Source organism: Actinokineospora cianjurensis (genome assembly GCF_003663795.1).
GTDB classification, from domain to species: domain Bacteria; phylum Actinomycetota; class Actinomycetes; order Mycobacteriales; family Pseudonocardiaceae; genus Actinokineospora; species Actinokineospora terrae.
Window position 1 is genome coordinate 381,949 of sequence record NZ_RCDD01000004.1, and the last position, 22,565, is coordinate 404,513.

Below are 22,565 nucleotides of genomic sequence, written 5' to 3' on the forward strand. Positions count from 1 at the left end.
AATCCCCTTCGCACACCGGGGATCCGACCGGCTGGACCGTCGGTCCGCACCTGACAACCCATCTCGCACACCCCGTTCGCGGCCCCCCGCGACGCCCGAAAACCTCCGATTCGACCCCCCGCGGGGGGTGGAGCCCGCATGCGGCAAGGAAAAATCGGGCGCGTCGCGTGGAAATCGCGCGCCATTGGGCCTATCTTTGCCAGAAGTCGGCTGATTCGGCCGTGAACGGCAGTGTGGCTCTCTTACGGAGGACTGAAGGGTGAACAAGGCCCAACTCATCGAGGCGTTGACCGAGCGCCTTGGCGACAAGAAGGCCGCAGGCGCTGCGGTCGACGGTCTCGTCGACGTGATCGTTCGCACGGTCAACAAGGGCGAGAAGGTGAACATCACCGGCTTCGGTGTGTTCGAGAAGCGCGCGCGTGCGGCCCGCACCGCCCGCAACCCGCGCACCGGCGAGACGGTGAAGGTCAAGAAGACCAACGTCCCCGCCTTCCGCGCGGGCACGATGTTCAAGGAGGTCGTGAGCGGGGCCAAGAAGCTGCCCAAGGTCGCGGCCACCAAGAGCACCGCGGGCACCACCGCCCGCGCCACCACCGCCACCCGGGGCGCGGCCGCCACCACGACCCGGGCCGCGAGCACCCGGGCGACCGCGGCGAAGCCCGCGGCGGCGACCACGCGCAGCACCACCACGCGCACCCGCGCGGCGGCGGCGAAGCCCGCGGCAGCGGCGGCGGCGGCGACCACCACCGCGCCGAAGACGACGCGGACCCGCGCCACCGCGGCGAAGCCCGCGGCCACCGCGACCAAGGCGGCGGCAGCACCGAAGGCCACGGCGGCGAAGACCACCGCGGCGAAGAAGACCACCACCGCTGCGGCGAAGACCACCGCGGCGAAGAAGACGACGGCCGCCAAGAGCAGCACGCCTCGGGCGACCGCCAAGGCCACCAAGAAGTAGGACGGCCACCGGCGCCTGGACCGGCCCGCTCGGGGCGGTTCAGGTCGCGTCTTCACTGGTGTTGAGCACATCGCGAGAGCCCCGCACGCTTCCCCCGTGCGGGGCTCTCGCGTGTCCGGGGCCCGCCCGGTCCGTCCGACCGCGACACCGGCGCTGACCTGCTCAGTTGTTCTGTCGCGCACTATTGCGCGCAGGTGTCCGGGGGATAGCCGCGCACAACGGTTTCCGCGGTCGCCTGGAGCGCTTTCGCGTGTTCGTCGAGACTTCTCGCACCACTTCCGCCGAACAGGCGCGGCGGCGCCATTGCACCCGTTCGGGGTGGGGCGTCAGGCGGTCTGGATGTGGTCGGCCGCGACCACCCGCTCGCCCGCGAAGGACAGCACCCAGACACTGCCCTTGCGGGCACGCACATCCGAGACGCCGGTCAGCGCGGTCACCACGTCCGGGATCACCCCGCCCTGGCTGCACACCACCGGCGTGCCGCCTGCGGCGGCGATCCGCAGCAGCGCCGCCGTTCCCGAGCCGCGCTCCCGGTGCGCGGGCTCGGACAGTTCCGCGGCGGGTTCCACCGCGACCCCCAGCGCCGCGGCCAGTGGCGCCACAGTGGCCGTGCAGCGCAGGTTCGGCGCGGACACCACCCGGTCCGGTCCGAACAGCGGCAGCAGGCTCGTCAGGGCCTCGACCTGCCGCAGTCCCAGCGCGGACAGCGGGCGCTGGTCGTCCGGTCCCGGCCACTCGCGCTTGCGGCCCGCGTGCGCGTGCCGCACCAGCAGGACCGTCGTGGTCGCCGCCGGTGCGGCGCCGAACCTGTCCAGCACCACCCGATCGTGCGGGTAGGTCAGCAGCGGCGCCGCCTGCTCGACCGGCAGCCAGCGCAGCCGGTCGACTTCCTCGTTGGGCTCGAACTCCCCGCGGACAGCGCGCGCGGCGAAGTACTCGACCGTCTTGTGCCCGTCCGGCACCGAGTACTCGACCCTGGCGAGGTGACGACCGAGCGCGGCGGCGAACCCGGTCTCCTCGGCCACCTCCCGCACCGCGGCGGCGTGGACGGTCTCCCGCCGGTCCAGCTTGCCCTTGGGCAGGCTCCAGTCGTCGTAGCGCTGCCGGTGCACCACCGCGACCTCGATGGACTCCCCAGCACCCGCGGGAGCGGCGGACGGCCGCCACAGCACCGCTCCCGCGGCCCGGACGTGCACCTGGCTCAGCCGAGCGCGTGGTGGCTGGCGAGCAGCTCGGCCTGGTGGTCGCGCACGGAACTGCCGTCGGCGGGGGAGGGCACCCACTCCCCGCCGGGGGTCAGCACCCAGCAGCGCGTCGACGGGTCGAGCGCGGAGTCGAAGATGGTGTCCAACTGGGCGGTCAACCTCGGGTCGGTCACCCGGACCTGCACCTCCACCCGCCGGTCCAGGTTGCGGTGCATCATGTCCGCGCTGCCGATCCAGCGCTCGTCGGCGCCGACGAAGTGGAAGATCCTGGAGTGCTCCAGGAACCGGCCCAGGATCGAGCGGACCCGGATGTTCTCGCTGAGCCCGGGGATGCCCGGCTTGAGCGCGCAGATCCCGCGCACCACCACCTCGACCGGCACGCCGGCCTGGGAAGCCCGGTACAGCGCGTCGATGACCTGTTCGTCCACCAGGGAGTTCATCTTGATCCGGATGCCCGCGGGCTTGCCGTCGCGCAGCAGCGACACCTCGCGCTCGATGCGCTCCACGATCCCGCGCCGCACCCCGTAGGGCGCGACGAGCAGGCTGCGGTACTCGTCCTGGCGCGCGTAGCCGGTGAGGACGTTGAACAGGTCGGTGAGGTCCGCGCCGATCGACGGCTCCGCGGTGAGCAGGCCGACGTCCTCGTAGAGCCGCGCGGTCTTGGGGTTGTAGTTGCCCGTCCCGATGTGGCAGTAGCGGCGGATCGTGGACCCCTCCTGGCGCACCACCAGCGAGGTCTTGCAGTGCGTCTTGAGGCCCACCAGGCCGTAGACCACGTGCACCCCGGCCTTCTCCAGCTGCCGCGCCCACTTGATGTTGGCCTGTTCGTCGAAGCGCGCCTTCAGCTCGACCAGCGCCACCACCTGCTTGCCTGCCTCGGCCGCGTCGATGAGCGCGTCCACGATCGGCGAGTCACCCGAGGTGCGGTACAGGGTCTGCTTGATCGCCAGCACGTGCGGGTCGCTGGCCGCCTGCTCGACGAAGCGCTGCACGCTGGTGGAGAACGAGTCGTACGGGTGGTGCACCAGCACGTCGCCCTCCCGCAGCGTCGCGAAGATGCTGCGCGGGGTCTCCCGCTCGCCGAACGCCGGGTGCGTCGCGGGGCGGAACGGCGGGTCCTTGAGCTCCTTGCGGTCCACGCCGTAGAGCTGCCACAGGCACGACAGGTCGAGCAGGCCGCGCACCACCACGACGTCGTTGGGGTGCACCTCCAGCTCGCGCAGCAGCAGTTCGAGCATGTGCTCGCTCATGTCGTCGGCGACCTCCAGGCGCACCGACGGTCCGAACCGGCGCTGCGCCAGTTCCCGTTCCAGCGCCTTGAGCAGGTCCTCGTCGCGGTCCTCCTCGACCTCGAGGTCGGCGTTGCGGGTCACCCGGAACGCGTGCTGCTCGATGACGTCCATGCCGGTGAACAGCGTCGGCAGGTGCGCGGCGATGAGCTCCTCCAGCGGCAGGAACACCGCGACCTGCTCGTCGGCGCTGCGGTCGATCGGCACCAGCCGCGGCACGTTGTCCGGCACCTTGACCCTGGCGAAGCTCTCCCGGCCGGTCTCCGGGTTGCGCACCGTCACCGCGAGGTTGAGCGAGAGCCCGGAGATGTAGGGGAACGGGTGCGCCGGGTCGAACGCCAGCGGTGTCAGCACGGGGAACACCTGGTCGCGGTAGTACGCGGCCAACCTCTTGTGCTCGTCGGCGGTCAGCTCGCTCCAGCTGGCGATGCTGATCCCGCGCTCCCGCAACGCCGGGCGCACCTGCTCGGCGAAGACCCGGGAGTGCCGCTCGACCAGGTCCTGGTTGCGCTTGGAGATGTAGCCGAGCTGCTCGCGCGGGGTCAGCCCGTCCGCGCTGCGCACCGACAGGCCGGTCTCGTTCCTGCGCTTGAGGCCCGCGACCCGCACCATGTAGAACTCGTCGAGGTTCGAGGCGAAGATGGCCAGGAACTTGGCCCGCTCCAGCAGCGGCTGCGAGGCGTCCTCGGCCAGCGCGAGCACCCGGCCGTTGAAGTCCAACCAGGACAGTTCCCGGTTGAGGTAGCGGTCGTCGGGCAGGTCCGTCTCGGTGGCCGCCGGGGTGACCGCGGGCGGGGCGGACGGTGCCCGGTGCGACTCGGCGCCGTCGGCGGCGTTGGGCTCGGCGGGGCGCTCGGCACCCGGCTCGTCGACCGGGGTCGCGCCGGTGTCGCCGCTGGTCGGCAGGGCCTGGTCCGTGCTGCTCTCGTCGCTCACCGCCCCATTGTCGGGTACGGGGGGCGTCCGGGCGCACCCGCGAGGCGTACGGAGACGTGAATTCTCGCCACATCCGCGCGGCGCCGCTCACCGCACCCGGCAGGCGTCCTCGGCCAACCGGGCGCTGCGCGCGCCGAGCCCGATGCCCGCGGCCAGCCGCAGGTCACCGGGGGTGTCCACATCGCAACGCAGTGCGGGCAACCGGTCGCCGACCCGGACGGCGCCGTCGCCGTGCGCCGCGGCCGACCCCGGCCCGAACCTGGGGTCGAGCGCGGCACCCGGCGCACCGAGCAGCAGCGTCGTCCCGGTGCCCTGCCGGTCGGCGACGAACGCCCGCCTGCCACCGGCCTCGGCCAGCGCCGCGGCCAGGTCCGCGGGCCGCAGCGCCGGGAGATCCGCCTGCATGGCGCCCACGGCGGTGTCCGGATCGGCGCGGCGCAGCACCCGCGCGCCGAAGTCCAACGCCGCGTTGAGCCCGGGCAGGCCGCGTTCGTCGACGACCTCCGCGCCGGTGCCCGCGAGCGCGGCGACCACCCGCGCGTCCTCGCACACCACCAGCAGCCTGCGCACACCGTCGGCGGCCAGCGCGGCGGTCACCGTGTCCAACACCACAGCGAGCACGAGTTCGCGGTGCGCCGCCCCGCCGCCGGGTACCGCGCCGCGCAACCGGGACTTGGCCCGGTCCAGGTTCTTGACCGGCACCACGAGGTCGACCACACCACCGATCCTGCCGTACCCGGGCGCGGGCCGTCGGCGCCACCCGCCGGTGGACCCGTGTGGACCCGGGGCGGGTCAGCCAGGGAGACTCACGGGTCACGCGCGGCGGCAGCGCCGCGGCGGTTCTGGCGGAGCACTCGAGGAGCGGCGTTGGGCAAGCGTGAGAAGGGCGGGTTCTGGGTCGGGGTGTCCGCCGCGGCGTTCTACCCGTTGACCTGGTTGGCCAAGCGGGACTACCGGCACGCCGAGAAGTTGCCCGCCGAGGGCGCGGCGCTGCTGGTGATGAACCACGTCTCCCACCTCGACCCGCCGAGCGACGCGGTGTTCGTGCACCGCAACGGCCGGGTGCCGCGGTTCATGGCCAAGGACAGCCTGTTCCGGATCCCGGTCTTCGGCAAGATGCTCTCGGGCTCCGGTGGCATCCCGGTCTACCGCGGCACCTCGGACGCCCGCGGCAGCCTCAGCGCGGCGCACGACGCGTTGCGCGACGGGAAGTTGGTGCTCATCTACCCCGAGGGCACCATCACCAAGGACCCGGCCGGGTGGCCGATGTGGTCGCGCACCGGGGTGGCGCGGCTCGCACTGGACAACGACGTCCCGGTGATCCCGGCGGCCCGCTGGGGCACCCAGGAGATCTGGAACGGCTACGACAAGAAGTTCCGGCCGTTCCCGCGCAAGCGGGTCGTGACGCTGGTCGGCGACCCGGTCGACCTGTCGGCTTACCGGGGCAGGCCGGTCACCAACCAGCTGCTGCGCGAGGTCACCGACCTGCTGATGGACCGGGTGCGCGCGCTGGTCGCCGAGATCCGCGGGGAACCGGCGCCGACCGAGTTCTACCGCGCGAGCGGCAAACGCGACTCCTCGACCGACTGACGGGACGGCCATGGCGGGCAAGATCACGGTCATGGGCGCGGGGTCGTGGGGGACCGCCTTCGCCAAGGTGCTCGCCGACGCGGGCACCGAGGTCGTGCTGTGGGCGCGGCGGCGCGACGTGTCGGAGGGCATCACCGAGACCGGGCAGAACCGCGACTACCTGCCCGGGGTCGCGCTGCCCGCGCCGCTGACGTCCACATCGGACCCCAGGCTGGCACTCGACGGCGCGGACGCGGTGGTGCTCGCGGTGCCGAGCCAGACGCTGCGCAACAACCTGACCGCGTGGCGCGCCCTGCTGCCGCGCGGCGCGACGCTGGTCAGCCTGGCCAAGGGCGTCGAGCTGGGCACCCTCAAGCGGATGAGCGAGGTCGTCGTCGACGTCGCCTGCGTGCCGGACGACCAGGTCGCGGTGGTGTCCGGGCCGAACCTGGCCAAGGAGATCGCCGAGGAGCAGCCGACCGCGACGGTCATCGCCTGCCGCGACCACGACCGCGCCGTGGCGTTGCAGCAGGCGTGCACCACCGGCTACTTCCGGCCGTACACGATCACCGACGTCGTCGGCTGCGAGCTGGGCGGCGCCTGCAAGAACGTCATCGCGCTCTCGTGCGGCATGGCCGACGGGCTCGGCTTCGGCGCCAACACCCTGGCCACGCTGATGACCCGCGGTCTCGCCGAGACCAGCAGGCTCGGCGCGGCGCTCGGCGCGGACCCGATGACCTTCGCGGGCCTGGCCGGGCTGGGCGACCTGGTGGCGTCGTGCTCGTCGCCGCTCTCGCGCAACCGGACCTTCGGCGCGCGGTTGGGCCGCGGCGAGACCATGGCCCAGGCGCAGGCCGCGGTGGGCGGGCAGGTCGCCGAAGGGGTGAAGTCCTGCTCGTCGATCCGGGAGCTGGCGATGCGCCACGGGGTGGAGATGCCGATCACCGAGGTGGTGCACCGGGTGTGCCACGACGGGTTCGACCTCACCGAGATGGCCGGTCAGCTGATCGGGCGCAAGACGAGGCCGGAGCGATGAGCCTCGGCGACGGCACCAGGTGCGTGCACGGCGGTCTCGTCCCGGCCGAGCCGGGTGGTCCTGTTCCGCCGCAACCGGTCATGGCCAGCCAGTTCCACCTGTCCGACGATCCTGCCGCCGACTTCTATGGCCGGGCGGGCAATCCGACGTGGCGGGCACTGGAGACGGTCATCGGCGACCTGGACGGCGGGTCGTGTGTGGTCTACCCGTCGGGTATGGCCGCCGTGTCGTCTTTGCTGCGGGTGCTGCTCAAGCCGGGCGACACGGTCGTTCTGCCGTCCGACGGCTACTACCTCGGCCGCTCTTACGTGCACGAGTACATGAGCGGGTTGGTGGTCAGGGAGGTCCCGACCACGGCCGAGTGGACAGCGGACACCGTCGCGGGCGCGCGCTTGGTACTGCTGGAAACCCCGTCCAACCCGGGACTGGACGTGTGCGACATCGCCGCCATCGCGCGGTTGGCGCACGTGGCCGGTGCCCTTGTCGCGGTGGACAACACCACCGCGACCCCGTTGGGGCAACGCCCGTTGGCACTCGGCGCGGACATCACCCTGGCCAGCGACACCAAGGCCCTCGCTGGCCACAGCGACGTTCTGCTCGGCCACATCACGACGGCGGACCAGGACCTGGCGGCCCGCCTGCGATCCGAGCGCACCGTCAGCGGCGCGGTGCCCGGTCCGTTCGAGGTCTGGTTGGCACACCGGGGACTCGGCACCCTGGACCTGCGGCTGGCGCGGCAGGCGGAGAACGCGGCGGCGCTGTACGAGGTCCTGCGCCGACACCCGGCGGTGCGCTCGGTCCGGTGGCCCGGTTCGCCACTGGACCCGGCGCACGGGACAGCGGTGCGGCAGATGCGCCGCTTCGGCGGGGTGCTCACCTTCGAACTGGCCTCCGCCGAGGCGGTGGCCGGATTCCTGGCGGCGTCGCGGTTCGTGTCCTCGGCCACCAGCTTCGGCGGCCTGCACTCCAGCGCGGACCGCAGGGCCCGCTGGGGAGACGCCGTGCCGGAGGGCTTGCTGCGGCTGTCCTGCGGCTGCGAGGACACCCGCGACCTGGTCGCGGATGTCCTCACAGCCCTGGGCTGAGCCGTACTCGTCGTCGCGGGCAGGACTCGTCGGCAGTACCAGTCGGGCGGGACTAGTCGGGCAGGGCCATCTTCATCACGACCTGGCCGTGCGGGGTGTCCGACCCGCCAGCGGCCTCGATGCTGACGCCGACCTGGTTGGCGGTGCCGATGCCCGAGCTGTCCACGATGGACGCCCGACCGGTGTCGTCGGGGCGCAGCAGGCCGACCGAGCGCGGGCTGCCGTCGTCCTGCATCAACCACGCCTGGTAGGACTTGCCGTCCGGCGCGGGCGGCATGTTGGCCGCCAGCAGCATGACCTGGCCGCGCGAGCGCGACACCACCACGGTGCCCGCGAGCCCCGAGGTCGTCGAGCCGCTGACGAACCGCGCGTCGTCGGCCGAGAGCAGCTCCGTCATGGTCGCCGCCTGCGACCTCTGGTCGTCGAGCTCCTGCTGGCTGCGCAGCAGCAGCGCGCCGAGCGACACCGACACCACCAGCAGCGCGGCCGCGGCGACCGCGGTCAGCCGGGTCGCCCACGGCCTGGCGCGGCGCGCGGCCGCTCCGGCGTGCTCGATCGGCGGCAGCTGGCGGACCTCGGCGATCCTGGCCAGCACCCTGGCCTTCAGCTCCGCGGGCGGGGCCTCGGCCGCCGCGTCGCCGAGCCTCGCGGCGGTCGCCTGCAGCTCGCGCACCTCTTGGGCGCACGCGTCGCATTCGGCCAGGTGCCGTTCGAACGCGGCGCGCTCGATCTCCGGGATGGCGTCGAGGGCATACGCGCCGGTCAGCGCGTGGATGTCAGCGGTCATCGAGCCACCCCCAGGCAGTCGCGCATGCGGATGAGTCCGTCACGCAGTCGAGTCTTGATCGTCCCCAGCGGGGTGTCGAGCAGTTCGGCCACCTCGCGGTAGGTCAAACCGCGGTAGTAGGCCAGTTCGACCGACTCCCGCTGCAGGTCGGTGAGCGAGGACAGGCAGCGGCGCACCTGCTCGTGCTCGAGCCGGGTGCCCACCTGCTCGGCGACCTCGTCGAACGGCCTGCTGGTCTCCCTGCGGTAGGCGCGGTCCTCGCGGTCGGTCGCCGACTGCGCCGAGCGCACCCGGTCCACCGCGCGCCGGTGCGCCAGGGTCATCACCCAGGTCATGGCGCTGCCGCGCTCGGGGCTGAACCGCGCCGCGGTCCGCCACAGCTCCAGCAGCACCTCCTGGGTCACCTCCTCCGACTGGGCCGGGTCGCGCACGATGCGCCGCACCAACCCGAACACCGGGGCGGACACCAGCTCGTAGAGCCGCTCGAACGCGCCCTCGTCGCCCCGGGCGACCTGGAGGAGCAACGCCTCCGGGTCCGGGGCGCGCGCCTCGTCGGCCGTGTCCACGCCCGCGATCCGCCGAACCCGCTCCGCCATGACCACCCGCTCTCCTCGACCAGCCGCGGGACCGGCGTCCGCACGTCGAGGGTCATTCGGCGCACCGGCCACACCGGATTGGCCACCCGGTCCGCGCCCCGGGCCGCTGGTCACCAGGCGAGTGTCCCACGGTGTGGGCGCGGGCGGGGCGGGCTTGCGCCGTCGGGGACCCGCTGCCACGCTGTGCCGCGTGTTGCTGCGCGCCATCGCCGACCGCCGGGGTCACGTCGACCTCGGTCTTGTCGCGAGCGCGCTCTGTCCGTGTCGTTGATCCAGCCCATCCGCCACCCGGTGTCCCGGGTCGCCCGCTGAGTTCACCGCCACCTAAGGACTTCCCGCGCATGTTCGCCGTCCCGCCCAACACCGTCGCGCTCGCCGCCCCACTGGCCACCGCGCACCCCGCCCTCATCGCCCGCCGCTACGCCGAGGACCGCGCCTCGTGGGCGCCGCTGCTGCGCTACGACCCCACCGAGCGGTTCGCCGCCCTGGTCGACCGGGTCGACGGCCAGGAGGTGTGGCTGATGAGCTGGCTGCCCGGCCAGCAGACCGACCTGCACGACCACGGCGTCGTCGCGGGCGCGTTCACCGTCGTCTCCGGCTCGCTGACCGAGCGGGTCGCCGTGCCGCACCGGCCTGCCGAGGTGCTGCACCCACTGGCCCAGGGGCAGACCAGGGTGTTCGGCCCCGGTTACCTGCACCAGGTCGGCAACGACTCCACCGACCCCGCGGTCAGCATCCACGTCTACCGGGACGCCCGCCCGGCCATGCGGCACTACCGCATCGACCCGGTCACCGGACCGGAGCGGCTGCCCGAGCGCTGACGTGCGCGGGCAGGTCCAGCTCCGCCGCTGACTCCGGCTCGCCCCAGACCTCCCGGATCGGCAGCACACCGGCCCACGCCACGTTCGCCTCGACGTCGTCCTCGTCGTCGACCGGGCCACCGGCGCGGGTCTTCACCGCGGCCTCGGTGAGGTCGAGCGCCAGCACCGCCGTCGCCGCCAGCTCCTTCTGGTTCGGCTCCCTGGTGTGCTCCCACGAGCCGGGCGCCATGTGCTCGGTCAGCACGCGCAGGCCGTGCAGCTTCTCCGCCGGGTCGGTGACCCGCACGGCGGTGCCGTGGATGACCGCGGAGCGGTAGTTCATGGAGTGGTGGAACACCGACCGCGCGTAGACGATCCCGTCCACCAAGGTCACCGCGACGCACACCTGCACCCCCGACATCGCGGTCCGCAGGCTGAGCGCGCCGGTCGAGCCGTGCAGGTAGAGGGTGTCGCCGTCGCGGCCGTAGCCGGTGGGTAGGACGAGCGGGAAGCCGTCGACCACCGTGGCCAGGTGGCAGATCAGACCGGCGTCGAGCACCGCGTGCAGCGCCCCGCGGTCGGTCACGGCGCGGTTGGCGCCGCGCTTGATGGTGCTGCGCGGGGTGGGCGACAGCTCGGCGGCCCCACCAGGGGTTCCGCCGGCCGGGGGCAGGCAGGTCTCGGTCACGCCGTTTACGCTGCCGCACCGCAGTGGCATCCTGACAGGGCCACAGCTCGGTGATTTCAGGAGGCCACTGGTGTCGGAGAGCCCAGCCCTGCCGGTGACCCTCGACCGGGGGTCCCCCACACCGCTGGCCGTCCAGCTCGCGGAGGAGCTGCGCGCGGCCGCCGGGGACGGCAGGCTGCGCAGCGGCGACCGGTTGCCCTCCACCCGCGCGCTCGCCGTGCAGCTCAACGTCAGCCGGACCGTCACCGCGGCCGCCTACGAGCAGCTGCACGCCGAGGGCTGGATCACCGGCAAGCACGGCTCCGGCACCTACGTGACCACCGCGCCGCCCGGGTCCCCGTCCGCGCGGCCCAAGGCCAAGGCCACCGAGTCGGCCGACGTGGCCGCGGTCGACCTGCGGCCGGGATCGCCGTGGGCCAGCGGGATCGACCGGTCGGCGTGGCGGCGGGCCTGGCGTGGCGCCGCCGACGTCGCGCCGCTGCCGCGGCCGACCCGCGCGGGCGTGCCCGCCTACCGGGCCGCGGTGGCCGAGCACCTGCTGCGCCACAGGGGGTTGCGGGTCGGCGGCGAGTACGACAGGGGAGAGGGCGAGTCGGTCCTGGCGACCGCGGGCACCACCGCGGCGGTCGCCGAGCTGGCGGCGTCCGTGCTGTGCCGCGGCGACGTCGTGGCCGTCGAGGAACCCGGGTACCAGCGCGCGGTCCAGACCATGCGGGCCGCCGGGCTGGTCGTCGTGCCGGTGCCCGTCGACGCGGACGGCCTCCTGCTCGACGCGGTCCCCGCGGGCGCCCGCGCGGTGTACTGCTCCCCGGCGCACCAGTACCCGCTCGGCAGGCGGATGTCGGCCGCGCGCCGGGTCGAGCTGGTCGACCGGGCGCGCCGCGACGGGTGGCTGGTCATCGAGGACGACTACGACGGCGAGCTGCGCTACGACGTGGCCCCGTTGCCGCTGCTGGCCTCCCTCGCCCCGGACGTGGTCGTGCACCTGGGCACCACCAGCAAGATCCTCACCCCCGCGCTGGGCGTCGGCTGGATGGTCGCGCCGCCGCCGGTCATCGCCGCCGTGCTGCACCACCGCGACATCACCGGAACCAGCCCCTCGGCAGCAGGGCAGTTCGTGGTGGTGGAACTGGCCCGCAACGGCGACCTGGGCAGGCACCTGCGCAAGCTGCGCCGCGAGCTGTCCGAGCGGCGCGGCATGCTCGTCGACGCGCTCACCGCGGCCGGGGTCCGCTTCCTCGGCGACGACGCGGGCGCGCACCTGGTGGTCCCGCTCTGCTCGGCCGGGCAGGAGCACGAGCTGATCGAGGCGGCGACCGGCCGCGGGATCGTGCTCGACGGCCTGGCCCGCCACCACTGCGGACCGGCGACCTGGTTCGGCATCGCGGTCGGCTACGCGGCGTGTTCACGTGAGCAGCTCCAGGCCGCGATCCCTGACCTGCTGTCGCTGCTGTCCCGGTCGAGCGACCAATGGGGTACTCCGTCCGGGTAGTCTCGCTCACCATGCCGACCTCCCCGCCGCCGCACCCCGAGCGCACGCCCCACCCCCAGGACAGGCCGAAACTGCGGGTGGCGGTCGTGTTCGGCGGCCGCAGCACCGAGCACACCATCTCGTGCGTCTCCGCCGGGAGCGTGCTGGCCAACCTCGACAGCGAGCGGTTCGAGGTCGTGCCGGTCGGCATCACGCCCAGTGGCGCGTGGGTGCTCGGGCCAGGCGACACGAGCACGCTGAGCATCCGCGACCGGGTGCTGCCCGAGATCACCGGCGGCACCGCGCTGACGCTGCCTGCCGACCCGACCTCGGCCGGTCTCGTCGTGCTGGAGCCGGGCAGGCAGGGCGAGGTCATCAGCGGCGTCGACCTCGTCTTCCCGGTGCTGCACGGGGCCTACGGCGAGGACGGCACCATCCAGGGCCTGCTGGAGATGGTCGGCGTGCCCTACGTCGGCCCCGGCGTGCTGGCCAGCGCGGTGGCGATGGACAAGGGCTTCACCAAGCGGCTGCTGGCCGCCGAGGGCCTGCCGGTCGGCCGGTTCGTGGAACTGCGCCGCGACCGGGCCACCCTCACCGACGACGAGCGCGCCCACCTCGGGCTGCCGGTGTTCGTCAAGCCCTCGCGCGCGGGCTCCTCCACCGGCATCAGCAAGGTCACCTCGTGGGACGACCTCGACGCCGCGATCGCGCACGCCCGCGCCATCGACCCGAAGGTGCTCGTCGAGGCCGCCGCCGTCGGCCGCGAGGTCGAGTGCGGCGTGCTGGAGTTCCCCGACGGCACCGTCCGCGCGTCGCTGCCCGCCGAGGTGCGGCTGGCCGAGGGCATCGACTGGTACGACTTCGACGCCAAGTACCTCGACGCGGTCTGCGAGCTCGACATCCCGGCGAAGCTGCCCGACGAGGTGGCCGAGCGGCTGCGCGAGGCCGCGATCACCGCGTTCCGCGCGCTGGACTGCCAGGGCCTGGCCAGGGTCGACTTCTTCGTCGGCCCGGACGGCGAGCTGACCATCAACGAGGTCAACACCATGCCCGGCTTCACCCCGACCTCGGCCTACCCGCAGATGTGGGAGGTCAGCGGGATCGACTACCCGACGCTGCTCAGCGTGCTCGTCGACACCGCGCTGGCCCGCGGGACCGGTCTGCGCTGACGACACCACCCGGTGTTCGGCGCGGTCACGGCCTGACCTCGCGCACCGCCAGCTCCCGACCGACCACTTCGGACACCGTCTGCAGCGGCCCGGTGCCGAGCCCGGCGGGCAGCGTCAACGCGACGTAGACCGGGCGGTCGACGGCGAACCACGTCGAGGCGCCGTCGCCATCGATGACCAGCCAGCGCACCTTCGACACCTCGCGCAGCGCCGAGGTCTGGGTCAGCTCCGGTGGCTTGCCGAGGCCGCAGCGCAGCACCACCGGGTCGGCCACCTGGTCGCCCCACGCCGCCGCGCCGACGGGGGCCGGGTCGGCGATCGGCAGGCGGGGCAGCGACTTGTCGCCGTTGGGCAGCGCCTGGGGCAGGGCAGCGGTGAGGACACCGCAGTCGGGTGAGCCCGCGTCGGGCGCGTCCACGGGGACCAACCCGACCGGGCCGGTGCGCGGCGCGGCGGCGGACTGGGTCGCCGCCACCCGATCGGGAGCCTCCGGCAGGAACCGGCTCGCCACCACGACCCCTGTCACCAGCAGGCCCGCCAGCACGGCGGCCGCGGTGATGGCGGTGCGGGACAGGCCAGTCGTGGTCGGCTGTTCACTCACCCGACCAGTGGACCACGCCTCAGAGGTGGACCACCGGGCAGGTCAGGGTGCGCGTGATGCCCTCGACGTTCTGGATCCTGGCCACGACCAACTGCCCGAGCAGGTCGACGTTGTCGGCCTCCGCGCGCACGATGACGTCGTACGGGCCGGTCACGTCCTCGGCCGTGGTGACGCCGGCGATGCCCGCGATCTCCGCCGCCACCGCGGCCGCCTTGCCGACCTCGGTCTGGATCAGGATGTATGCGTGGACCACGGCGCGCCCCTTCGCGGTTGGGAGTCCCCTAGAGGTAGGAACGTGTCCAGCAACGTACCCCAGTTGCCTTTCGTTGGGGATTCCGAATATCGGTGATCGGAGGAAGCAGTGAGTCCGAACACGCCTGACGGCGCGGAAACCGTTGCCGAGGTGGGTGAGTTCGGGCTCATCGATCGGGTTACCCGGGGCAGACCCCAGCCGAGGACCACCCTGTTGGGTCCCGGTGACGACGCCGCCGTGGTCGCCGCGCCGGACGGTCGGGTGGTGGCGGGCAACGACGTGCTCGTCGAGGGCGTGCACTTCCGTTTCGACTGGTCGTCCCCGGAACACGTGGGGCGCAAGGCGGTCGCGGTGAACCTGGCCGACATCGCCGCCATGGGCGCGGTGCCGACCGCGGTGCTGGTGGGCATCGCCTGCCCGTCCAGCATGGCGGCCTCGGTGGTGCAGGAGCTCACCGCGGGCATGTGGCAGGAGGCGACCAGGGCCAGGGTCGGCATCGTCGGCGGCGACATGACCGAGTCCGCGACCCTTGTGATCTCCCTCACCGCATTGGGTGATCTGCGTGGGCGGGCACCGGTCACCCGCAGCGGAGCCCGGCCCGGGGACGTCGTCGCGGTCGCGGGCAAGCTGGGGTGGAGCGCCGCCGGACTGGCCGTGCTCGGCCGCGGTTTCCGCTCCCCGGTCAGCGTCGTCGGCGCCCACCGCGCCCCGGAACCGCCCTACGAGTCCGGCCCAGCCGCCGCCGACGCGGGCGCCACCGCCATGATCGACGTGTCCGACGGGCTGCTCGCCGACCTCGGGCACATCGCCGCCGCCTCCACAGTGGCCATCGACGTGCGCTCGGACCTCGTCGAGGTGCACCAGCGGCTGGTCGACGTGGCCAGCGCGCTCGGCGGCGACCCGAGGCACTGGGTGCTCACCGGCGGCGAGGACCACGCGCTCGCGGCCACCTTCCCCGACCCGCACGGCGTCCCCGACGGCTGGAAGGTGATCGGCACCGTCGCCAGGGGCCAGGGCGTCACCGTCGACGGGGCGACCTACACCGGCGCCGCGGGCTGGCAGCACTGGCGGTAGGCGACAATCGCGGGCGTGCGCATCGAGATCCGGGACTACACCCACCCCGACGTGGCGAAGCTGATCGACGAGGTCCAGCAGGAGTACGTCATCCGCTACGGCGGCTTCGACGAGACCCCGGTCGACCCGACCGAGTTCACCCCGCCGTCCGGCCTGTTCCTCGTCGGCTACCTCGACGACGTCGCCGTCGCCTCCGGTGGGTGGCGCGTGCACGACCCCGAGACCGCGGAGATGAAACGGCTCTACGTCAACCCGACCGCGCGCGGCCGCGGCCTGGCCCGCGCGGTGCTGGCCGAACTGGAGCGGACCGCGCTCGACCGCGGCTTCCGCAGGCTCGTCCTGGAAACCGGCTCCGAGCAACCGGAGGCGATCGCGCTCTACCTGTCCAGCGGCTACGAGAGCGTCACCCCGTTCGGGTTCTACGCGGACTCGCCGAGGGCGCGCCACCTCGGCAAGATCCTCACCCCGTGACCGGGCCCACTCACCCGGGTGGGTATGGTCTGCCGCCGTGGCACGACCGCTGAGCGAGATCGTCGAACAGGGCTGGGCCCTGGCACTGGAACCCGTGGCCGACAAGATCGCCGCGATGGGCGACTTCCTGCGCGCGGAGGTCGCCGCCGGGCGCACCTACCTGCCCGCGGGGGAGAACGTGCTGCGCGCGTTCCAACAGCCCTTCGCCGACGTCCGCGTCCTCATCGTCGGACAAGACCCCTACCCGACCCCCGGCCACGCCGTCGGCCTGTCCTTCTCGGTCGCCCCGGACGTCCGGCCGATCCCCAAGAGCCTCATCAACATCTACAAGGAATACGTCGAGGACCTCGGCCACCCGACCCCGGCCAACGGCGACCTCACCCCGTGGACCGAACACGGCGTGCTGCTGCTCAACCGAGCGCTCACCGTGGAACCGGGCAAGTCCAACGCCCACCAGGGCAAGGGCTGGGAAGACGTCACCGAACAGGCCATCAAGTCCCTCGCCGCCCGCGGCGGCCCCCTGGTCGCCATCCTGTGGGGCCGCAACGCCCGCAACCTGCGCCCCATGCTCGGCTCCGTCCCCGCCATCGAGTCCGCCCACCCGAGCCCGCTCTCGGCGCACGCGGGCTTCTTCGGCTCCAAGCCCTTCAGCCGCGCCAATGAACTCCTGGCCGAACAGGGCGCCGAGCCGGTGGACTGGAAGCTCCCGTAGGTCTTCCGCTGTCGGGCACGCGCCACCGCGTGCCCGACAGCCACGGATGCGGCACCGCAGGCGTCCTTGCCGTAGGTGTGGGCCGGTCGGGTGGCCGCGGCTGCGGGGATCTGGTCGCCGCCCGAGGTCGGCCGCGCAAGCAGCACGACGCTCGGGGCGGGGCAGTGCGACCGGACGCGTCTCTGCTCTTGGGCCGGCCTTGTCCTCGAACCCGATGCGTGGCCCGGTTCCCGTCGTCGAGTCGCCCGCCCGAGCCCGCTCTCGGCGCACGCGGGCTTCTTCGGCTCCAAGCCCTTCAGCCGCGCCAACGAACTCCTGGCCGAACAGGGCGCCGAGCCGGTGGACTGGAAGCTCCCGTAGGTCTTCCGCTGTCTCGCTGAAGCCCTTGCCCCGTCCTGAGTTCCGGCGCGTGCCGGGGATTCGGGGCGGGGCCTAGGCTTTTTCGAGGTATTCGGCGCGTTCGGCGTCGACGACCTGGTGGACCATTCCGGCCAGGCCGGGGTACGCGGTGAGGGCGGGGTCGTCGGCGACCAGGGCCTGGGCCACTTCCCGGGCGTCGGCGATGACCTGTTCGTCGCGGATGAGCGAGAGCATCTTCAGGCCGGACTTGGCGCCGGACTGGCTGGCGCCGAGGATGTCGCCCTCGCGGCGCAGTTCGAGGTCCATCCTGGCCAGTTCGAAGCCGTCCAGGGTGGAGGCGACGGCGTCGAGGCGGTCGCGGGTGGAGGTGCCGCCCGGCATGTCGGTGACCAGCAGGCAGACGCCGGGGGCCGAGCCGCGGCCGACGCGGCCGCGCAGCTGGTGCAGCTGGCTGACGCCGAAGCGGTCGGCGTCCATGATGACCATGGCGGTGGCGTTGGGCACGTTCACGCCGACCTCGACGACCGTGGTGGCCACCAGCACGTCGATCTCCGCCGCCGCGAACGCCCGCATCACCGCGTCCTTCTCGTCGGCGGGCAGCCGCCCGTGCAGGATCCCCAGCCGCAGCCCCGACAACGGTCCGGCCGCCAGCATCTCGGTCACCTCGACCACGGCCAGCGGGGGGCGCCGACCGTCGTCCGCACCGCCGGGCCCGTCCTCCTCGTCGCCGATGCGCGGGCACACCACGTAAGCCTGGTGGCCCTTCCCGACTTCCTCGCGCACCCGCTGCCACACCCGGTCCAGCCACGACGGTTTCTCCGCGACCGGCACGACCGTCGTGGAGATGGGGGAGCGGCCAGCCGGGAGTTCGCGCAGCGCCGAGGTCTCCAGGTCGCCGTAGACGGTCATCGCGACCGTGCGGGGGATCGGGGTCGCGGTCATCACCAGCACGTGCGGGCTCAGGTTCTCGCCCGCCCTGCCGCGCAACGCGTCGCGCTGCTCGACGCCGAAGCGGTGCTGCTCGTCGACCACCACGAACCCGAGCTCGGCGAAGGACACCTTGTCCTGGATCAGCGCGTGCGTGCCGACGACGATCCCGGCCGCGCCGCTCGCCGCGTCCAACATGGCCTGCTTGCGCTGCGGCGCGGTCAGCGAACCGGTCAGCAGCGTGACCTTCGTGGCGTTCTCCGCCGCGCCGAGCTCGCCCGACTGACCGAGGTCGCCGAGCAGTTCCCGCAGCGACCGCGCGTGCTGGGCGGCGAGGACCTCGGTCGGCGCCAGCATCGCCGCCTGCCTGCCGGAGTCGACCACCTGCAACATCGCCCGCAGCGCCACGATCGTCTTGCCGGACCCGACCTCGCCCTGCAGCAGCCGGTTCATCGGGCTCTCACCGGACAGGTCGGCCGCGATCGCCTCGCCCACCTCGACCTGCCCCGCGGTCAGCGTGAACGGCAACCGCTTGTCGAACGCGCCGCCGATGCCCCCCTCGGTCGGCGGGCACGCGGGCGCCGGGCGCGCGTTCGCGGCCTGCCTGCGTTGCGCCAACGCCAACTGCACCGACAGCGCCTCGTCCCACTTGAGCCGGGTGCGGGCCAGTTCCAGGTCCGCCCACTCGGCGGGCCGGTGGATCGACCGCACCGCCTGCTCGTACGGCGCCAGCCCGAGCCGGTCGCGCAACGCGTCCGGGAACGGGTCCTCGATCTCGTCGAGCACCGCCAGCGTCTGCTGCACGCACTGCGCGATCTGCCAGGACTGGATCTTCGCCGACGCCGGGTACACCGGGATCAACCCACCGGCGAACTCCTCCACCGACCCGGTCTCGGCGTCCCCGTCGAGCAGTTGGTAATCCGGGTTCGCCAGCTGCAACTTCTGCCGGAACGCGGTGACCTTGCCCGCGAACAACGCGCTGATCCCCGGCTTCAACTTCTCCATGTGCCACGGCTGGTTGAAGAACGCGCAGTCCAGCGACCGCTTCCCGTCGGTCAGCACCACCTCGACCAACGTCCCGCGCTTGGTCTTCATCTGCCGCTTGGTCACCGTCACGACCTTCGCCATCACGGTGACGTGCTCACCGACCTCCAACCCGGCGATGTCGGTCAACTGCCCGCGCTCGGCGTAGCGCCGCGGGTAGTGGCGCAACAGATCCCCGGCGGTGCCCACCTTGAACGCCGCCTCGAGCGCGTCCGCCGACTTCTTGCCCACCAGCCGGTCCAGCCGCTCGCCAAGCCCAGTCATCCCGCTCCAGTCCGCTCCACGCCACCCGAACCGCCCACCGCGCCGCCGCACCCGGGTGCCCAGCCCACACCACCTGCCGCACACATTGTGTCGCGACACACCGACAGCCGGTCACCCACCGCCGATCCGCCGGACCCGGCCCCCGGCACAAGCCACTCACCGCCGAGCCGCCCGGCACCGGCCCGCCGGACCTGGGCAGGTCGCGTCGGTCGCCCCGGATGCCAGGCCCACTGACAGGACGTGGTCCGTTGCCGATCGCCGGACCCAGACCTCCGGGTGAGTCGCCCGGAACTGGGAATGCTGCGTCGAGCGCCCGGCACTTGCCCCGCAGGCAAGCTGTCGCCTGCCGCTGATCGCGGGGACCGGATCCTCGCCGTGAGCCGCTCGGCGCCGGGCTGCCCGACCCCGGGAAGGCTGCGTCGATCATCCGGCGCCCGCCCCGCGGGCAGGCGGTCACCCGCTGCCGATCGCCGGACCCGAACTCCCGGCGCGAGCCGCCCGACCCCTGGCAGACCGCGGCGCCCGCCCGGCGTCCGCCCCACTGACAGGCTGTTGCTCGCTGCGGATCGCCGGACCCAGGCGAGTCGCCCGGCACCGGCCCGCCGGACCTGGGCAGGTCGCGTTGGTCGCCCAGCGCCCGGCCCACTGACAGGCCGCGGTCTGTCGCCGATCGCCGGACTCCCGGCGCGAGTCGCCCGGAACTGGGAGGGCTGCGTCGGTCGCCCGGCGCTCGGCACGCAGGTCGGTGGTCGCTCGTGCTCGAGCGGTAGGCGCCGATCCATCCGCGTCCGATCAACTCCGCACCCGGTCGTCGAGCACCGCGTCACTCCACGCCGAACAGGACTACCGAGTCGGTCTGGCCGCCGCGGTGGGTGGCCAGGTCGGCGTCTGGGCGTTCTTGGCGCAGGTGTCTGGCCACGGCCTCGGTCAGCCCAGTGGGCGCGGTCTGGCCCACCACGGCCGTCACCAGTTCGCCGCCTGCGGCCAGCATCCGCTCGACCACCCCGATCGCCGCTTTGGTCAGTGCCTCCGGTCCGGCGGGGCCCGGTTCGATCAGCACCACCTCCCCGTCGGCGAAGCCCAGGACGTCCCCGGCAGCGCACGGCCCCACCCAGGTGATGCCGTCCGCCTCGGCGACCACTACCTCGCCGCGTCTGGTCGCGGCGGCTGCCTCGGCCATGGCCACCACGTCGTCGCCGGAGCGTCTGCGGGGGTCGTGCACGGCGATCGCCGCTAGAGCCTGCACTGGCGACGCGCACGGCACCACCACCACGTCCTGGCCCCCGGCCACCGCCCGGATCGCGGCCTCGTCGGCGACCGACATCAGCCCGGTGTCGCCCGGCAGTACCGTCACGTGCGCCGCGGCCGTGCCGGTGATCACCTCCAGCAGCGCGTACGGGTCCGGTTCCGCCGCGCCGACCCGCAGCACCGCGACCCCCTCCGCGACGAACAGCTCCGCCAGGTCCTCCCCGCGCACGGCGGCCACCACCGCCCTGTCGCGGCTGTAGCGTTGCGGCTCGGCTGGCGTGGTGTCGGCGAAGCGGGCCACCCGGATCCGCCTCGGGCGCCCCGCGTCGATGCCCGCCTCGATCGCCGCGCCGATGTCGTTGCAGTGCACGTGGACGGTCCACAGGCCGTCGCCGTCGCCGACCACCGAGACGCAGTCGCCGAGCCGGTCCAGTTCGTCGCGCAGCCGGTCGGCGGCCGGGTCGTCGGTGTCGTGCAGCAGGTACATGACCTCGTAGCCGTACAGGTCCGAGCCGCCCTCCCTGGCCGTCACCAGCGAGGTCCCCAGGTCGTCCGCGCGCGCCTGGGCCGCTGCCGCCAACGCCGCGGGCCGCTCGGCGACCACGGCCACCAACGCGTCCAGCAGCACGACCACCCCGCGCCCGCCCGCGTCGACCACGCCAGCCTCCGCCAGCACGGGCAGCTGCTCAGGGGTACGCCGCAATGCCTCGGCCGCCGCGCTCGCCGCCGCCACCGCGACCCCGTGCAGGTCATCGCCGACCGCCGTGGCCGCCGCGTCCAGGACGCTGAGCATCGTCCCCGGCGCGGGCTCCGACACCGCTGCCGCCGCCATCCGCGCCCCGGAGCGCAGGGCCGCCACGAGGTCCGGACCGGTGACGGCGTCGACCCCGCGCAGCGCGGCCGCCATCCCGCGCAGCAACTGGGAGGCGATCACCCCGGAGTTCCCGCGCGCCCCGGCCAGCGCGCCCCGCGCCGCCACCCCGAACGCGGCGCCCGCGTCCGCCCTGTCCGCCGACGGCGCCCGCAGCAGGGCCTCCAGGGCCGCCCGCAGCGTGTCCAGCAGGTTCGACCCGGTATCGCCGTCGGCGACGGGGAAGACGTTGATCCGGTCGATCCCGGCCCGGTGCGCGTCCAGCGACTGCACGCAGGCCGCCACCCACCGGCGCACCTCCCCAGCGTCCAACGCGTCGAGCACGTCCACCTCCACCCGGTTTCCGCGAGGGTAACCCGCAGGGCGGCCCGGACCTCGCGGCCCGCGGAGCGGTCCCGGATCTCGCGGCCCGGACCGGCGACCCGGACCCGGCAGCCCGCGGCCCGGACCCGGCGGACCCGACCCGGCAGCCAGCGCCGGCGGCCCGCGGCCTGGAACCGGCGACCCCGGACCCGGCAGCCCGCGGCTTGGACGTGGCGGCCGGGACTTGGCGGCCGGGACTTGGCGGCCCGTGGCCTGGACCCGGCAGCCCGTGGCCTGGATGTGGCGGCCGGGACCTGGCGGCCTGCGGCCCAGACCCGGCGGACCAGACCTGGCAGCTTGCGGTCCGGATCCGGCGGCCCGACCCGGCCGCCTGCGGCCTGGACTTGGCGGGCTGCGGCCTGGATCTGGCGGACCGGACCTGGCGACCCGCAGCCCGGGCCCAGCGGCTTGGCCCCGGGCGGCCTGCGCGGCTTGGACCCGGCGGACCCGACCCGGCGGCCAGACTCAGCAGCCTGCTGCCTGGACCCGGCAGCCAGACCCAGCAGCCTGCGGCCCGAACTGGCGACCGCAGCCCGGGCCCAGCGGCTTGGCCCCGGCGGCCCGGACCCGGCGGCCCGCGGCCTGGAACCGGCGACCCGGACCCGGCAGCCCGCGGCCCGGCAGCCCGCGGTCCTGACCCGGCGGACCCGACTTGGCGGACTCGATCCGGCAGCCAGACCCGGCGACCCGGACCTGGCGGCCCGGATCTGGCAGCCTGCGGCCCGGATGTGGCAGCCGGGACCCGGCGGCCCGCGGCCTGGACCCAGCGGCCTGGACCGGGCGATCCGGCC

General features: G+C 73.6%; 20 protein-coding genes and 1 pseudogene. 11 read left to right on the forward strand and 10 right to left on the reverse strand.

Going from position 1 to position 22,565, the window contains the following annotated elements; translation table 11 throughout:
- Nucleotides 1-259: 259 nt before the first annotated feature.
- Nucleotides 260-955 (forward strand): HU family DNA-binding protein, encoded by a 696-nt coding sequence (locus CLV68_RS24420; RefSeq protein WP_121393227.1) that lies wholly within the window; start codon nucleotides 260-262, stop codon nucleotides 953-955.
- Nucleotides 956-1,281: 326 nt separating this feature from the next.
- On the opposite strand, the gene CLV68_RS24425 is transcribed toward CLV68_RS24420, so the two are convergent.
- The 3 genes from CLV68_RS24425 to cofC all read right to left on the reverse strand — a co-directional run bounded on the left by CLV68_RS24425 (nucleotide 1,282) and on the right by cofC (nucleotide 5,102).
- Entirely contained in the window at nucleotides 1,282-2,151 is an 870-nt protein-coding gene (locus tag CLV68_RS24425) for an NUDIX hydrolase (RefSeq protein WP_425454873.1), read from the reverse strand.
- 5 nt (nucleotides 2,152-2,156) lie between these two features.
- On the reverse strand, nucleotides 2,157-4,385 hold the full coding sequence (locus tag CLV68_RS24430) for an RNA degradosome polyphosphate kinase (RefSeq protein ID WP_246010078.1): 2,229 nt from the start codon (nucleotides 4,383-4,385) through the stop codon (nucleotides 2,157-2,159).
- Nucleotides 4,386-4,472: 87 nt separating this feature from the next.
- A complete protein-coding gene (gene cofC, locus CLV68_RS24435) occupies nucleotides 4,473-5,102 on the reverse strand; it encodes a 2-phospho-L-lactate guanylyltransferase (protein WP_425454874.1) in 630 nt (209 codons plus the stop codon).
- 150 nt (nucleotides 5,103-5,252) lie between these two features.
- On the opposite strand from cofC, the gene CLV68_RS24440 reads away from it, so the two are divergent.
- The 3 genes from CLV68_RS24440 to CLV68_RS24450 are packed head-to-tail and all read left to right on the forward strand — an operon-like array spanning nucleotide 5,253 to nucleotide 8,075.
- Complete coding sequence (locus CLV68_RS24440) at nucleotides 5,253-5,975, forward strand: lysophospholipid acyltransferase family protein (RefSeq protein ID WP_121393229.1); 723 nt, start codon at nucleotides 5,253-5,255, stop codon at nucleotides 5,973-5,975.
- Nucleotides 5,976-5,985: 10 nt separating this feature from the next.
- A complete protein-coding gene (locus tag CLV68_RS24445) occupies nucleotides 5,986-6,990 on the forward strand; it encodes an NAD(P)H-dependent glycerol-3-phosphate dehydrogenase (RefSeq protein WP_121393230.1) in 1,005 nt (334 codons plus the stop codon).
- Nucleotides 6,987-8,075, forward strand: coding sequence for a cystathionine gamma-lyase (locus CLV68_RS24450; protein WP_121393231.1), 1,089 nt, complete (start codon nucleotides 6,987-6,989; stop codon nucleotides 8,073-8,075). Before CLV68_RS24445 ends, CLV68_RS24450 begins: the two co-directional genes overlap by 4 nt.
- A gap of 52 nt (nucleotides 8,076-8,127) precedes the next feature.
- Here CLV68_RS24450 and CLV68_RS24455 read toward each other — a convergent pair whose 3' ends face one another.
- Together CLV68_RS24455 and CLV68_RS24460 are read right to left on the reverse strand one after the other, a co-directional pair.
- Complete coding sequence (locus CLV68_RS24455) at nucleotides 8,128-8,862, reverse strand: anti-sigma factor (RefSeq protein ID WP_121393232.1); 735 nt, start codon at nucleotides 8,860-8,862, stop codon at nucleotides 8,128-8,130.
- Nucleotides 8,859-9,458: a sigma-70 family RNA polymerase sigma factor gene (locus CLV68_RS24460; protein WP_121393400.1), complete on the reverse strand. Its 600-nt coding sequence runs from the start codon at nucleotides 9,456-9,458 to the stop codon at nucleotides 8,859-8,861. The genes CLV68_RS24455 and CLV68_RS24460 overlap by 4 nt, the downstream gene beginning before the upstream one ends.
- A 341-nt stretch (nucleotides 9,459-9,799) precedes the next feature.
- On the opposite strand from CLV68_RS24460, the gene CLV68_RS24465 reads away from it, so the two are divergent.
- On the forward strand, nucleotides 9,800-10,279 hold the full coding sequence (locus CLV68_RS24465) for a cysteine dioxygenase (protein ID WP_121393233.1): 480 nt from the start codon (nucleotides 9,800-9,802) through the stop codon (nucleotides 10,277-10,279).
- Here the strand turns inward: CLV68_RS24465 and CLV68_RS24470 are convergent.
- Nucleotides 10,248-10,946, reverse strand: coding sequence for a pyridoxamine 5'-phosphate oxidase family protein (locus CLV68_RS24470; protein WP_246010079.1), 699 nt, complete (start codon nucleotides 10,944-10,946; stop codon nucleotides 10,248-10,250). The genes CLV68_RS24465 and CLV68_RS24470 overlap by 32 nt on opposite strands.
- A 70-nt stretch (nucleotides 10,947-11,016) precedes the next feature.
- Between CLV68_RS24470 and pdxR the strand changes: the two genes are divergently transcribed.
- Nucleotides 11,017-12,438, forward strand: coding sequence for a MocR-like pyridoxine biosynthesis transcription factor PdxR (pdxR, locus tag CLV68_RS24475; protein WP_425454875.1), 1,422 nt, complete (start codon nucleotides 11,017-11,019; stop codon nucleotides 12,436-12,438).
- A gap of 11 nt (nucleotides 12,439-12,449) precedes the next feature.
- The gene (locus tag CLV68_RS24480; RefSeq protein WP_170224555.1) at nucleotides 12,450-13,586 is read left to right on the forward strand and encodes a D-alanine--D-alanine ligase family protein; all 1,137 of its coding nucleotides are present in this window, start codon (nucleotides 12,450-12,452) and stop codon (nucleotides 13,584-13,586) included.
- 25 nt (nucleotides 13,587-13,611) lie between these two features.
- Here the strand turns inward: CLV68_RS24480 and CLV68_RS24485 are convergent, their stop codons facing one another.
- Both CLV68_RS24485 and CLV68_RS24490 read right to left on the reverse strand, forming a co-directional pair.
- Nucleotides 13,612-14,187, reverse strand: a complete 576-nt coding sequence (locus tag CLV68_RS24485; protein WP_121393234.1) for a DUF3515 domain-containing protein — start codon at nucleotides 14,185-14,187, stop codon at nucleotides 13,612-13,614.
- 19 nt (nucleotides 14,188-14,206) lie between these two features.
- Nucleotides 14,207-14,440 carry an Lrp/AsnC ligand binding domain-containing protein gene (locus CLV68_RS24490; RefSeq protein ID WP_092776641.1) on the reverse strand — a complete coding sequence of 78 codons (234 nt, stop codon included), beginning with the start codon at nucleotides 14,438-14,440 and terminating at the stop codon, nucleotides 14,207-14,209.
- A gap of 108 nt (nucleotides 14,441-14,548) precedes the next feature.
- Between CLV68_RS24490 and CLV68_RS24495 the strand changes: the two genes are divergently transcribed.
- From CLV68_RS24495 to CLV68_RS24510, 4 genes and pseudogenes are all read left to right on the forward strand, one after another.
- Entirely contained in the window at nucleotides 14,549-15,514 is a 966-nt protein-coding gene (locus CLV68_RS24495; protein ID WP_121393235.1) for a thiamine-phosphate kinase, read from the forward strand.
- A gap of 21 nt (nucleotides 15,515-15,535) precedes the next feature.
- Entirely contained in the window at nucleotides 15,536-15,985 is a 450-nt protein-coding gene (locus CLV68_RS24500; protein WP_121393404.1) for a GNAT family N-acetyltransferase, read from the forward strand.
- Between the two features lie 37 nt (nucleotides 15,986-16,022).
- On the forward strand, nucleotides 16,023-16,697 hold the full coding sequence (locus tag CLV68_RS24505) for a uracil-DNA glycosylase (RefSeq protein WP_121393236.1): 675 nt from the start codon (nucleotides 16,023-16,025) through the stop codon (nucleotides 16,695-16,697).
- A gap of 211 nt (nucleotides 16,698-16,908) precedes the next feature.
- Nucleotides 16,909-17,057, forward strand: a pseudogene (locus CLV68_RS24510) (uracil-DNA glycosylase); the annotation flags it as partial.
- Nucleotides 17,058-17,129: 72 nt separating this feature from the next.
- Here CLV68_RS24510 and recG read toward each other — a convergent pair.
- Together recG and CLV68_RS24520 are read right to left on the reverse strand one after the other, a co-directional pair.
- Entirely contained in the window at nucleotides 17,130-19,292 is a 2,163-nt protein-coding gene (recG, locus tag CLV68_RS24515) for an ATP-dependent DNA helicase RecG (protein WP_121393237.1), read from the reverse strand.
- 823 nt (nucleotides 19,293-20,115) lie between these two features.
- Nucleotides 20,116-21,735 (reverse strand): DAK2 domain-containing protein, encoded by a 1,620-nt coding sequence (locus CLV68_RS24520; RefSeq protein ID WP_121393405.1) that lies wholly within the window; start codon nucleotides 21,733-21,735, stop codon nucleotides 20,116-20,118.
- Nucleotides 21,736-22,565: the final 830 nt, after the last annotated feature.

Excerpts from the sequence above, each read along its gene's own strand:
- CLV68_RS24445 (WP_121393230.1), top strand. The coding sequence starts at position 5,986 with ATGGCGGGCAAGATCACGGTCATGGGCGCGGGGTCGTGGGGGACCGCC.
- CLV68_RS24455 (WP_121393232.1), bottom strand. The coding sequence starts at position 8,862 with ATGACCGCTGACATCCACGCGCTGACCGGCGCGTATGCCCTCGACGCC.
- recG (WP_121393237.1), bottom strand. The coding sequence starts at position 19,292 with ATGACTGGGCTTGGCGAGCGGCTGGACCGGCTGGTGGGCAAGAAGTCG.
- CLV68_RS24465 (WP_121393233.1), top strand. The coding sequence starts at position 9,800 with ATGTTCGCCGTCCCGCCCAACACCGTCGCGCTCGCCGCCCCACTGGCC.
- CLV68_RS24480 (WP_170224555.1), top strand. The coding sequence starts at position 12,450 with ATGCCGACCTCCCCGCCGCCGCACCCCGAGCGCACGCCCCACCCCCAG.
- CLV68_RS24460 (WP_121393400.1), bottom strand. The coding sequence starts at position 9,458 with ATGGCGGAGCGGGTTCGGCGGATCGCGGGCGTGGACACGGCCGACGAG.
- CLV68_RS24450 (WP_121393231.1), top strand. The coding sequence starts at position 6,987 with ATGAGCCTCGGCGACGGCACCAGGTGCGTGCACGGCGGTCTCGTCCCG.